General features: G+C 65.6%; 10 protein-coding genes. 5 read left to right on the top strand and 5 right to left on the bottom strand.

Annotated elements, in window-relative coordinates; genetic code table 11:
* Positions 1-2: 2 nt before the first annotated feature.
* The gene (locus WDZ97_RS06440) at positions 3-920 is read right to left on the bottom strand and encodes a HamA C-terminal domain-containing protein (RefSeq protein WP_425762182.1); all 918 of its coding nucleotides are present in this window, start codon (positions 918-920) and stop codon (positions 3-5) included.
* A gap of 21 nt (positions 921-941) precedes the next feature.
* Positions 942-1,247, bottom strand: a complete 306-nt coding sequence (locus tag WDZ97_RS06435; protein WP_341421503.1) for a DCL family protein — start codon at positions 1,245-1,247, stop codon at positions 942-944.
* A 203-nt stretch (positions 1,248-1,450) separates the two neighbouring features.
* Here WDZ97_RS06435 and WDZ97_RS06430 point away from each other — a divergent pair, with 203 nt between their 5' ends.
* The 4 genes from WDZ97_RS06430 to WDZ97_RS06415 all read left to right on the top strand — a co-directional run bounded on the left by WDZ97_RS06430 (position 1,451) and on the right by WDZ97_RS06415 (position 7,151).
* On the top strand, positions 1,451-1,873 hold the full coding sequence (locus WDZ97_RS06430; RefSeq protein WP_425762181.1) for a hypothetical protein: 423 nt from the start codon (positions 1,451-1,453) through the stop codon (positions 1,871-1,873).
* An 88-nt stretch (positions 1,874-1,961) separates the two neighbouring features.
* Complete coding sequence (locus tag WDZ97_RS06425; protein WP_304003452.1) at positions 1,962-3,053, top strand: HlyD family secretion protein; 1,092 nt, start codon at positions 1,962-1,964, stop codon at positions 3,051-3,053.
* Positions 3,050-5,773: a ribosome-associated ATPase/putative transporter RbbA gene (gene rbbA / locus WDZ97_RS06420; protein WP_425762180.1), complete on the top strand. Its 2,724-nt coding sequence runs from the start codon at positions 3,050-3,052 to the stop codon at positions 5,771-5,773. The genes WDZ97_RS06425 and rbbA overlap by 4 nt, the downstream gene beginning before the upstream one ends.
* Before the next feature lie 250 nt (positions 5,774-6,023).
* Positions 6,024-7,151: an ABC transporter permease gene (locus tag WDZ97_RS06415; protein WP_425762254.1), complete on the top strand. Its 1,128-nt coding sequence runs from the start codon at positions 6,024-6,026 to the stop codon at positions 7,149-7,151.
* Positions 7,152-7,444: 293 nt separating this feature from the next.
* Here WDZ97_RS06415 and WDZ97_RS06410 read toward each other — a convergent pair whose 3' ends face one another.
* From WDZ97_RS06410 to WDZ97_RS06400, 3 genes are all read right to left on the bottom strand, one after another.
* The gene (locus WDZ97_RS06410; protein WP_304003450.1) at positions 7,445-8,632 is read right to left on the bottom strand and encodes a MalY/PatB family protein; all 1,188 of its coding nucleotides are present in this window, start codon (positions 8,630-8,632) and stop codon (positions 7,445-7,447) included.
* The gene (ovoA, locus tag WDZ97_RS06405) at positions 8,614-10,743 is read right to left on the bottom strand and encodes a 5-histidylcysteine sulfoxide synthase (protein WP_425762179.1); all 2,130 of its coding nucleotides are present in this window, start codon (positions 10,741-10,743) and stop codon (positions 8,614-8,616) included. The genes WDZ97_RS06410 and ovoA overlap by 19 nt, the downstream gene beginning before the upstream one ends.
* 169 nt (positions 10,744-10,912) lie before the next feature.
* Positions 10,913-11,824 carry a LysR family transcriptional regulator gene (locus WDZ97_RS06400; protein WP_304003448.1) on the bottom strand — a complete coding sequence of 304 codons (912 nt, stop codon included), beginning with the start codon at positions 11,822-11,824 and terminating at the stop codon, positions 10,913-10,915.
* 124 nt (positions 11,825-11,948) lie between these two features.
* On the opposite strand from WDZ97_RS06400, the gene WDZ97_RS06395 reads away from it, so the two are divergent.
* Positions 11,949-12,596: a glutathione S-transferase family protein gene (locus WDZ97_RS06395; RefSeq protein WP_425762178.1), complete on the top strand. Its 648-nt coding sequence runs from the start codon at positions 11,949-11,951 to the stop codon at positions 12,594-12,596.

Raw genomic sequence — 12,596 nt, 5'->3', positions numbered from 1 at the left:
AGTTATCCCTTGTAAAATGCTACGGCATTCGTGAACTGATCAACTAGTTCTTGCCTGTCTGGAACGGGAAAAAGAATGATGTGAAACTTGATAGAGGAATACTTGGATACCTTATCCGAGAGCGCTTCAATTTGCTTCTTGAAGTAGGCGCTCGCGCGGTCAATGTGATACTCTCGGATTCTCGTTCTATATTCGTTGTTCATCTCCTTGGCTCCTGCTGTTATTGAGCACTGATGCAAGAGTAGGATGGGAACATGGAGGATTGGCTTGATACTATCCATCGAGTTGTCGGGTGACAATGCGAGCTTTATCTTGGTAGCCAGATCCTTGTTTTTGACGAGTCGATCTACCTCTGCCATGTTGGTGATGATGCTGTTTTCTTTCTTCAGCTTCTCAGTCTGCAGTGACTTCCCGACAGACTCGACGATGTCACCTAGCCTAGCGTTCTCGATACTGTTAAAAAACTTTGCCTCTCCGAACCAAAGCGAAAATGCGTCCTCTCCTTCGAGGACGATATGAACGCTATCTGCCCCTTTTGCGTTATCTTGCACATTTTGCTTAGTGAAAATCTTTGGGACCACGGGTAAAGCCTTGTAGTGGTGCTGCATGATTCCATAGAGCACGATTTCTGCTAGCTCACTTCCCTTCCCCTTGTCGTTCTCTTTGTCGGTCAGCCGCAATTTCACCGCTGCCTCCCGTAACGTTGAGTCACTCTTGCCTGCTAATTTTTCTCGCTCTTGGTCCGTCAGTGCCGTCAAAGCGATGTTGTCCCAGACGAAACTGTTGAATTTTCTTCGTCGCCACTTCTCATCCTCAAAATCGTTGGCTAAGCTCAGAACGGTTTTGTTCTCGATGGGAGTGAGTTCTGTCTCCTGAACAAGAGCTAGGTAGTCGTCATTTATGAGAATTTCGAAGTCCATAGATGTCATCTAATCAAAAGGTCAGTCGCCTTTTTGCGTCACGCATTTCTGGTAAGAGAAACCCTCCTTTGTTCCGTCCTTCAGAACCGCACAAAAGCACTGAGAGCCGAACTTCTCCGGCATGACTTCGAAATAATTGACACCAGGGCCAATTTTTGTCGGATAGTTCGGATGTCTCTTAAATAGTTCCGCGAGATGAGTGGAGTCCTCGGGTGAAACAGTTTCGCCAGGAATGTAGCGATTTAATATCTCTTGGAAAAAAACACGAGCCTTGCTTTGAGTGTCGAAGCTAATTGTTTCGAGGACTACTGGTTTTCCTCTTGCCATTTCTTCCTCCACTGATCTAGCGCATTACCAAAATACCCCGATGGCACATGGCATCCAGATCACCGGAAGAATGCCATCCGCGTGCGCAACTATAGCGCGTAGCCGGTTCCGTCACGCAAGCCCGACGCAAGCCCCGGCATTCAACCGCGCTACCGGGTAGATTCCTCTCCTTCCCGAACCTTCCCCGCATCGCCATCGCGCTCATGAACACCTCCTACCCCTCACCCCTCCAGACCGAATGGGCCACGCTGCAGCAGGACCACGAGCGCCACGAACGTTGCGCGGTCGGGATCAAGATTGCCGCGGTGGCGCTGACTGCCGGCGCCGCGCTGTTCGGTTTTCCGTTCGAGCTGGCGGCACCGCTGACCGTGATCGTGTGGGTGATTGAGGCGATGCTGCGTACGGTGCAGGGGCGCTTGGGTCAGCGCTTGCTGAAGGTGGAGACGCTGATCGCCGACGGGGCGTCGGAGTACGCGGCCTGTCAGTTGCATACCGAGTGGCAGGCGACGCGGCCGGGCGCGGTCGGGTTGTTGTTGGAGTACGCGACGAGTGCGCTGAAGCCGACGGTGGCCTTTCCGCACGCGCTGCTTCTGCTGCTGCAGGCGGCACTCGCGATTACCGGCTAAGTCCTTTGCTGCATTGCGAAACATCAAGGCGCTGAAACACGGACCGGGGCACAATCGGGGCGACTCCCGCATTGCAACGGACTGAACCATGACTGCATCGCGTCGCCGCCTCGTTCTGGGGCTGTTCGTGCTCGCCGCCGCAGCGGCCGGCTATTACGGCTGGAAGCAGTACGCCGCACCGCCGGTGAGCGAGGCTTTCGCGTCCGGCAACGGGCGCATCGAGGCGACCGAGATCGATGTCGCCAGCAAGACCGGCGGCCGGCTGGAGAGCGTGGCGGTGCGCGAGGGTGACGACGTGAGCGCCGGCCAGGTCGTCGCGCGGATGGACGTGCGTGCGCAGGAGGCCGAACTGAAGATCAGCGACGCGCAGATCGAGCAGGCACACGCCAGCCGTGCCGCCGCGGTGGCGGCGGTGGCGCAGCGGCAGAGCGAGGCGGCAACGGCCGGCGCCGTGGTGTCGCAGCGCCAGAGCCAGCTGGCGCTGGCCGAGAAGGACATCGAGCGCACGCAGCGTCTGGTCGACAAGGGGTTCATCTCGACGCAGAAGCTCGACGTCGACCAGACCAACAAGCAATCCGCGCTGGACGCTCAGAAGGCTGCGTCGTCGCAGTTGCGCGGCGCCTATTCCTCGATCGATGCCGCGCGCGCCGCGGTGAAGCAGGCGGAAGCGGCGATCGAGGCCGCCGAGGCGCGCAGCGCGCGCATCCGCGTCGATCTGCAGGACGCGCAGCTGGTCGCCCCGGCTGACGGCCGCGTGCTTTACCGGCTGGCCGAACCGGGCGAGGTGCTGGCGGCGGGTGGCAAGGTGCTCACGCTGCTCGACATCACCGACGTCTACATGACCATCTTCCTGCCGACCTCGCAGGCCGGCCGCGTGGCCATCGGCACCGAGGCGCGCATCGTGCTCGACGTGCGGCCGGACATTTCGATCCCCGCCAGCGTGAGCTTCGTGTCGCCGCAGGCGCAGTTCACGCCGAAGTCGGTCGAGACGCGCACCGAGCGCGAAAAGCTGATGTTCCGCGTGCGGGTGAAGATTCCGCCCGAGCTGCTGAAGGCGCACGCCAAACAGGTGAAGACCGGCCTGCCCGGTGTGGCCTGGGTGCGGCTCGATCCCGAAGCACCGTGGCCGGCGACGCTGCCGCCGCTGGTCGGTACGCCGAAACCGCCGACGACGCCATGACGGACACGGTCGCCCGGCTCGCCGGTGTCGGCCTGCGCTACGGCGACACGGTGGCGCTCGACGACATCACGCTCGACATCCCGGCCGGCTGCATGGCCGGGCTGATCGGGCCGGATGGCGTCGGCAAGTCCAGCCTGCTGGCGCTGGTGGCTGGCGTGCGCCTGATCCAGCAGGGCGACGTGGCTGTGCTGGGCGGCGACATGCGCGACCGCCACCACCGCGCCGCGGTGTGCCCACGCATCGCCTACATGCCACAGGGGCTGGGGCGGAATCTGTACATGACGCTGTCGGTGTTCGAGAACGTCGACTTCTTCGGTCGACTGTTCGGCCAGGCGACGCGCGAGCGCGAGGCGCGCATCGCCGAGCTGCTGGACAGCACCGGTCTCGCCGCCTTCCGCGACCGCCCGGCCGGCAAGCTGTCGGGCGGCATGAAACAGAAGCTCGGCCTGTGCTGCGCGCTCATCCACGACCCCGACCTGCTCATCCTGGACGAGCCGACCACCGGCGTCGATCCGCTGTCGCGTCGCCAGTTCTGGCAGCTGATCGACCGCATCCGCGCGCGGCGGCCCGGCATGAGCGTGCTGGTGTCCAGCGCCTACATGGGCGAGGCAGCCGGCTTCGACTGGCTGGCGGCGATGGACGATGGCCGCGTGCTGGCCACCGGTTCGCCGGCCGAACTGCTGACGCGCACCGGCGCGGCCGATCTCGACGCCGCCTTCATCGAATTGCTGCCGCCGGCCAAACGCCAGGGGCACGAAGCACTGGTGGTGCCGCCGCGCATTGCGCAGGCGGACGGCCCGGCCATCGTCGCCGAAGGGCTCACGATGCGCTTCGGCGATTTCACCGCGGTCGATCACGTCGATTTCGAGATCGGCCGCGGCGAAATCTTCGGCTTCCTCGGCTCGAACGGCTGCGGCAAGACGACGACGATGAAGATGCTGACCGGCCTGCTGCCGCCGAGCGAGGGCAGGGCGCTGCTGTTCGGAAACGAGGTCGACACGAAGGACATGGATACGCGGCGGCGCGTGGGCTTCATGACCCAGGCGTTTTCGCTGTACGGCGAACTGAGCGTGCGGCAGAACCTGGTGCTGCATGCACAGCTCTTTCACCTGCCGGCGGCTGGCATCGCGGCGCGCGTCGCCGAGATGGTCGAGCGTTTCGGGCTGGCCGAATACCTCGACACGCAGGCCGCCGGTCTGCCGCTGGGCATACGGCAGCGGCTGTCGCTGGCGGTGGCGGTGATCCACAAGCCTGACATGCTCATCCTCGACGAGCCGACTTCGGGCGTGGACCCGGTGGCGCGCGACGGCTTCTGGCGACTGCTGGTCGAACTGTCGCGCAAGGACGGCGTGACCATCTTCGTGTCCACCCACTTCATGAACGAGGGCGAGCGCTGCGATCGCATTTCGCTGATGCACGCCGGCCGCGTGCTGGCCAGCGACACGCCGGCGGCGCTGATCGAGCGGCGCGGTGCCGCGTCGCTGGAAGAGGCTTTCGTCGCCTATCTGGAAGAAGCGACCGGCGACGGCGCCCAGCCAGCCGTCACCGAGGCGCCCGCGGCCGTTGCACCGCCGTCGCCCGCCGCGCGTCCGGCGCCCTTCAGCAAGCGCCGGCTGCTGGCCTACGCGCGGCGCGAATGGCTGGAAGTGCTGCGCGACCCGGTGCGGCTCACCTTCGCGCTGCTTGGCTCCGTCATCATGGTGCTCATTCTCGGCTATGGCATTTCGATGGATGTCGAGGACCTGAAATTCGCCGTGCTCGACCGCGACGACACGCCGGAAAGCCGCGCCTACATCGAGAACATGGCGGGCTCGCGCTACTTCATCGAACAGCCGCCGCTGGCTGGCGTCGACGAGCTGGACCGCCGCATGCGCGCCGGCGAACTGAGCGTGGCGCTGGAAATACCGCCGGAATTCGGACGCCGGCTGCGCAGCGGCCACGCGGTCGAGATCGGCGTCTGGGTCGATGGCGCCATGCCCTTCCGCGCCGAAACCACGCTCGGCTACGTGCAGGGCCTGCACGCCGACTTCCTGCAGCAGGCGGCGGTGCGCGAAGGGCTGCCGGCTACCGCGTATCCGGCGAAGCTGGACATGCGCTACCGCTACAACCAGGACTTCCGCAGCGTGTTCGCGATGGTGCCGGCGGTCATTCCGCTGCTGCTCACCTTCATACCGGCCATCCTGATGGCGGTCGGCGTGGTGCGCGAGAAGGAACTGGGTTCGATCACCAATCTGTACGCGACGCCGGTCACCCGTCTGGAATTCCTGATCGGCAAGCAGCTGCCTTACATCGCCGTCAGCATGGTGAGCTTCTACGGGCTGGTGCTGCTCGCGGTGTTCGTGTTCGAGGTGCCGCTGAAAGGCAGCCTGCTGTCGCTGAGCCTCGGCGCGCTCATCTTCGTCACCGCCACCACCGGCCTCGGTCTGCTCATGTCGTCCTTCGCCCGCACGCAGATCGCCGCACTCGCGGCGACCGCGGTGGTGACCATGCTGGCGACGGTCACCTTCTCCGGGCTCACGCATCCGGTGTCCTCGCTCGAAGGCGTGGGGCGCACGATAGGCACCTTCTTCCCGGCGACCTATTTCCTGAACATCAGCCGCGGCCTGTTCACCAAGGCGCTCGAAATGCGCGACCTGTACGCCGACTTCCTGGCGCTGGCCGCCTTCGTGCCGGTGCTCACGCTGCTCAGCGTGTGGCTGCTGAAGAAGCAGGAGCGATGATCCTGAGAACCTCGGTTGACCGCTTGCCAATGTGCTTCAAGCCCTGCCCATCAAGGATGCCGGCGGGTCGCGTCGCTCATCTTCCGGAGGAGACCGCTTCGACGTCGCGTGCACGGTTGGCGGGGCGTCCGGCGGCGTTGCTCGTCCTTGCAGGGTGCCATCCTGCCGCGTCCTCGCGCCTTGCCGTACACCCCGCCAACCGCGCCCGTCACGTTCCACCGATCGCCGATCAACCGAGGTTCTCAGGATGATGCGAACACGCCTGCTCAACGCCTGGCGGCTCGGGCTCAAGGAACTGATGAGCCTGTGGAACGACAAGGTGCTGCTCATCATGATCGTGTGGGCGTTCTCCGGCGGCATCTACAGCGCCGCCACCGCGACCTCTCAGGAACTGCACAACGCGCCGATCGCCATCGTCGACGAGGACCGCTCGGTATTGAGCGAGCGCATCGCCGGCGCCTTCTACGGCCCGTACTTCCGGTCGCCTGAAATGATCACCGAGGGGCAGGGCGACGCCGGGCTCGACGCCGGGCTGTACACCTTTGTCATGATCATCCCGCCCGATTTCGAGCGCGACGTGCTGGCGGGCGCGCAACCGTCGATACAGGTGAACATCGACGCGATGCGGGTGAGCCAGGCCTTCATCGGCGCCAACTACATCCAGAACATCGTGCTCGGCGAGGCCGTCGAGTTCGTGCAGCACCGGCGCAGCGAGACGGTGGCGCCGATCACGCTGGCGCCCACCATTCTGTTCAATCCCAACCTGACCAGCGCCTGGTTCGGCAGCGTGATGGAAATCATCAACAACGTGACCATGCTGTCGGTCATCCTGACCGGCGCCGCGCTGATCCGCGAGCGCGAGCACGGCACGCTCGAACACCTGCTGGTGATGCCGCTGGGGGCTTTCGAAATCATGCTGGCCAAGGTGTGGGCCATGGCGCTGGTGGTGTGGGTGGCGGTGCTGCTGTCGCTGTACTTCGTGGTCGAGCGCGCGCTGGCGGTGCCGATCGCCGGCTCGATTCCGCTGTTCATGGCGGGCACGCTGATCCAGCTGCTGGCGACCACCTCGCTCGGCATTTTCATCGGCACGCTGTCGCGCAACATGCCGCAGCTCGGGCTGATGATGATCCTCGTCATCCTGCCGCTGGAGCTGCTGTCCGGCGGCATGACGCCGCGCGAAAGCATGCCGCAGGCGGTGCAGTTCATCATGGAGTTCGCACCCACCACGCACTTCGTCAGTCTCGCTCAGGCGGTGCTCTACCGCGGCGCCGGCCTCGACGTCGTCTGGCCCAGCCTGCTCGCCATGGCCGCCATCGCCGCCGCCTTCTTCACCGCGTCATTGCTGATGTTCCGGCGCAGCATCGCGGCGCAGGGCTGAGGTTCGAGCGCCGCAATCGCGAGCAAGCGCGCTCCGGCCATGGTTGGGCGCATCTCCTGTAGGAGCGGCCTTGGCCGCGACAGGGCCTCCGCTGTCCGCAGGCTTCGATGCAGGGCGCTGTCGGGGTCAGAGGACCCCTCCTACAAAATCCCGGCTCCGTCCACTGATTGAGCGCGATCCCTGTGGGAGCGGCCTTGGCCGCGACAGGGCCTCTGTTGTCCGCAGGCTTCGATGCAGGCCGCAGTCGGGGTCAGAGTATCCCTTCAGAACCCGGCTTGATCTCCGTGCCGCCGTCAGCGCCGTGCAAGCGCCTGTTCGAGACGCGCCAGCGCGTCGCGGATGACCGACCGCGGCGAGGCGAGGTTGAGGCGCATGTGGCCGCTGCCGCCGGTGCCGAAGCTCGCACCGGGGTTCAGGCCGAGGCCGGCGCCGATGAAGAAGTCGCGCAGCGCGTCGTCGTCCAGGCCGAGGCCGCGGCAGTCCAGCCACAGCAGATAGGTGCCCTCGGGCGACACCGGATGGATGCCGCGCAGCCGATGGGTGACGGTTTCGATCACCTCGTCGCGCGTCGTTTCGAGATAGTCCATCAGCGCATCCAGCCACGGCCCGCCATCGCGGTAGGCGGCTTCGAAGGCGGCGATGCTGAACGGATTGGAGGCACTCACATGCAGCGTGCCGAATGCGCGTTCGACCGCGCGTCGCTCGGCGTCGTCGGCGATCAGCGCCGACAGGCCCAGACCGGGCACGTTGAATGTCTTGCTCGGCGCCACCGTGGTCAGCACGCGGTCACCCGGGCGCGCCAGCGTGGCGAGCGGCAGGTGGCGCACACCGGGGTAGGTGAGGTCGGCGTGGATTTCGTCGGACAGCACGACCAGTTCGTGGCGGCGGGCAATCGCCAGCAGGGTGTCCAGCTCTTCGTGCGACCACACGCGGCCGACCGGGTTGTGCGGCGAGCAGAGCAGCAGCAGCTTCGATCCGGCGCGCGCGGCGCAGCCTTCGAGCTGGTCGAAATCCATGGTCCAGCGGCCGTCGCGCTCGATCAGTGGGTTCTCGACGACGCGCCGGCCGGTGTCGCGTATCGCGGACAAGAAGGGCGGGTAGACCGGCGGCTGCACGATCACGTTGTCGCCCGGTTTGGTGAAGGCCTGCACTGCGGCATACAGCGTCGGCACGACACCCGGGCAGAAGTGGATGTGTTCGCGCGCGACGGTCCAGCCGTGTCGTGCAGCGAGCCAGCGCTCGAGCGCTTCGAAGGCGCCGTCCGGGAACAGCGTGTAGCCATAGACCGGGTGGCGCGCACGTTCGGCCAGTGCGGCAACCACGGCCGGCGGCGCAGCGAAGTCCATGTCGGCCACCCACAAGGGTGTGACCTGCTCGGTGCCGAACACCGCGGCGCGGCCGTCGTGCTTGACGCTGGCCGTGCCGTCGCGCGAGATCGGCTGATCGAAATCGAAAGAGGTGCTCAGCGTACGCGCTCCCACAGCGTCACTTCGGCCAGCGTGTGCTGGTGCTTGCGACGGGTTTCGCGGATGACGAAGGGTACGTCGCGTGGCGCGCCGACCATGCGGAAGCGCTCGCCCAGCACGGCCTTGAGGCCGTCCAGCGTGGTCCAGCTCTCGCCATCCTTCTTGAAGCCGCCCAGCCAGTCCTCGCGTTTCGTGTGTTCCTCCAGCCAGGTGTAGGGCGAGGTGATCATCAGCAGACCGCCGACGTTCAGCCGCTCATGCACCGCCGACAGGAAGGCCTTCGGGTCGTACAACCGGTCGATCAGGTTGGCGGCCAGTATCAGGTCGTAGCCGGTCAGCACGCTCTTCAGGTTGCAGGCGTCGCCCTGCACGAAATCGACCCGGCTGCGTACCGCCTCCAGCCCCAGGTCGGCCAGGCGGCGCGTCTTGTACGACACCAGTTCGCCCTCATCGACCAGCGTGTAGCGCAGTTCGCCCTGTTCGGCCAGATGCACGCCGGCGTTGATGAAGCGGGCCGAGAAATCGACGCCGGTCACGTGCTCGAAATGGCGGGCCAGTTCGAAGGTCGAGCGCCCGGTGGCGCAGCCGAGATCCAGCGCGCGCCGCGCCGGCCGGTCGCCCATCGCTTCGATGGCGATGTTCGCCAGCGCCTTCGGGAAGTTGGGCACGCCGAAGTACTCGTTGCCGTAGTGGAACTCTGCGTACTCGGACAACTGCCGGTCGCTTTCGTAATAGACATTCGGCGCGCTGGCCGGTGCATCGCTGATCACGTATCGGAACCCCGCGTGCTGGAAGAAATGGCGGCGGAAGGCGTAGCGCGATTCGCGGGTCGCCTCGTTGCCACAGGAAACCCACGCGCCGCCCTTCATCAGGGTGTGGCGCGCGTCGAAGGTGGGCGTCGAGAAATCGTCGTAGATCGGGTGCACGTCGAAGCCGGCGAACGGATAGATCGGCGTCTCCGTCCATTGCCACACATTGCCGACGACGTCGAAGAAGTCGCCGTGGGCGAAACGATCGACCGGGCAGGAAGAGGCCCAGTGATCGAGGTGCAGGTTGGCAGGCGTCTTCGTGTCCACCGGCACTTCGGTAACGCCAGCAACGTCGTACAGGCGGTACCACTCGTCCTCGGTCGGCAGCCGTACCGGGCGACCGGTCTTCGCCGCCTTCCACTTGCAGAAGGCGCGCGCCTCATGGCAGTTGGTTTCGACCGGCCAGTTCCACGGCATCGGCACTTCTTCGAGCATCAGCCGCAGTTGCCAGCCGTCCGGCTTGCGCCGCCAGAACTCCGGGTGATCGATGCCGGCCTGCAGCCGGAAATCGCGCCAGCCCTTGCCTTCGTCGTCCCACCAGGCGTCGTTGCGGTAGCCGCCGTCATCGACGAAGTCGAGGTACTCGCGGTTGCTGACGACATAACGGCTGGCTTCGAACGCCGCCACCGCGACTTCGCGTGTTTCGTACTCGTTGTCCCAGCCGTAGATCGGGTCGTCGCGGCGCCGGCCGAGCAGCGTGACGCCGGCGGCCACCGGCACGGTCGTGTTGGGCAGCGCCTCGCCGCTGTCGCGACAGGGCGCCCATGCCGGATGAGTGCGCACGAAGTCGAGCCGGCTCTGGCGGATCAGCACCGACGACGTTTCGAGGTGGATGCGCTCGTGTTCGATGCCCATGATGATGCTCCACCACGGGTTGCTCCAATTCACCGGCAGCGTGAGCGGCGCCTCATTGATGACGCGGTCCACCAGACGCCGGACTTCGTTGCGGTAGTCACGCACCGCCTGCACGCTCGGCCAGTCGTAGTTCGCCTCGTTCAGGTCGTCCCAGCTCATTTCATCGACGCCGACCGCGAACATCGATTCGAAGCGCGGGTTGATGCGCTCATGGATGAGCCCGGCCAGCAGCAGCTTGTTCACGAAGAAGGTCGCGGTGTGGCCGAGATAGAAGATGAGCGGATGGCGCAGCGCGATCGGCTTGCGGTAGTAGGCCTCGTCGCAGGCGAGCACTTCGAACAGCTGTTCGTAGCGGCTGAAGGTCGCGTGGAAATAGTCGCGCAGCGTGCTGCGCATCGCGTCCGGATCGGTCGCATCGAGTCGCGGCGTGCGCAGGAAGAGCGTGTCCTGATGACTATTCATGTTCTTTTTGTACTCCGGCAAGTGCGGGTGTTGAAGGGCGTGCCGGTGGGCAGGGATCATGGTGAGATCATCCCGGTAATCAGATGTTTCCGGCCGTGGTCGCGCGTGAGACGCGGCTCGGCGCCGGTAAGTTCAGACATTGTGCCGCGACCGGCATGGCGTGCGTATGTCACGCCGGTTCCGGGGCGAAAGCGGCGCTGTCGCTGCCGAGCTCGCGCGCCAGCCAGTCCACCAGCAGCCGCGTGCGACCCGGCAGCAGCCGGGCATGCGGATAGACGATGTGCACCGGTCGCGGCGGCGGTTCGAAGTCGCGCAGCACGATGCGCAGCTCGCCGCGCTCCAGCTGCGGCCTGACCTGGTAGCACAGGAAGAGGCCGAAGCCGGCGCCGGCCGCGCAGGCATCGACCGCGGGCGCGATGTGGTTGAACTCGAGGTTGCCGGCAATCGGCACGGTCACCGCGCGGCCATGGACGTGAAAGCTCCAGGCCAGGCTCGAGGCACCGGTGAAGCGGACGCAGGGCGCGCCGCGCAGCGCGTCCGGGTGCTGCGGTTCGCCGCGCGAGGCGAGCAGGTCGGGGCTGGCCACGACGACGCGGCGGATGGCCCCGAGCGGGCGCGCGATCAGACCCGAATCGTCGAGCGCGCCGATGCGCACGCCGACATCCACGCTCTCTTCCAGCATGTTCACGACGCGGTCGTGCAGCAGCACGCGCAATTTCACGCGCGGATGCCGCAGCGCGAAACGGGTGGCCGCCGGCGCCACATACATCTGGCCGAACTGCACCGGTGCGGTGAGCGTGATCGGCCCCGACGGCTCGGTCGCGCCTTCTTTCAGCGCGTCCTCGGCGTCCTGCACCGCCGACAGCACCTGACGGCAGCTTTCGAGGTAGCTGCGCCCCTCGTCGGTCAGCGCGATGCGCCGCGTCGTGCGGTTCAGCAGGCGCACGCCGAGGTGAGCCTCCAGCGCCGCCAGCGTGCGCACCACGGCGGGCAGCGAACAGTCGAGCGCGCGCGCGGCCGCGGTCAGGCTGCCGTGCTCGGCGATGTCGACGAAGGTGCGCATGGCTCTGAGCGTGTCCATGCCGCGATATTACTGCGCAAAGTGGAGGAGTGTTATCCGTATTGCCCCATTTATTGCCTGATAAGGATTGCGGATACTGCATCACGTCGCCACCCGACGCCCAACCCAACGCAAGGAGCCTGCAATGACGCTGACCGCCACCCTCCACCCGGATGCCCCCATCGTGCTGCACGGCTTCAAGCTGTCCGGCCACAGTCACCGGGTCGAACTGTTCCTCGAACTGCTCGGCCTGCCCTATGAATTCCGCCAGGTCGATCTGGCCGGCGGCGAACACAAGAAACCCGCCTTCCTGGCGAAGAACTGCTTCGGTCAGGTGCCGGTGATCGAGGACGGCGCCACCGTCATCGCCGATTCGAACGCCATCCTCGTCTATCTGGCGCAACGCTACGCCCCCGGCCGCTGGCTGCCGCAGGACCCGGCCGGCCAGGCCGAGGTGCAGCGCTGGCTTACCGTCGCCGCCGGCCCGGTCGCCTTCGGCCCGGCCGCCGCGCGGCTGGTGACGCTGTTCCGCGCCCAGTTCGACACGCAGGAGGTGATAGCCCGCGCACACCGGCTGCTCGCCGTGATGGACCGCGAACTGGCTGGCCGCGACTGGCTGGCCGGCACGGCGCCGACGCTGGCGGACGTCGCGGTGTACACCTACGTGGCACACGCGCCGGAAGGCAATGTGTCGCTCGACGACTATCCGAACGTGCGCGCCTGGCTCGCCCGTGTCGAAGCGCTGCCCGGCTTCGTCGCGATGCCGGTGAGCAAGGTCGGCCTGCGCGCCTGA

It is taken from the genome of Methyloversatilis sp. MC4-4, from assembly GCF_049843555.1.
Classification (GTDB): Bacteria; Pseudomonadota; Gammaproteobacteria; order Burkholderiales; family Rhodocyclaceae; genus Methyloversatilis; species Methyloversatilis discipulorum_B.
The sequence above is the reverse complement of the archived record's forward strand: the minus strand, read 5'-3'. Positions and strand labels throughout refer to the sequence as shown.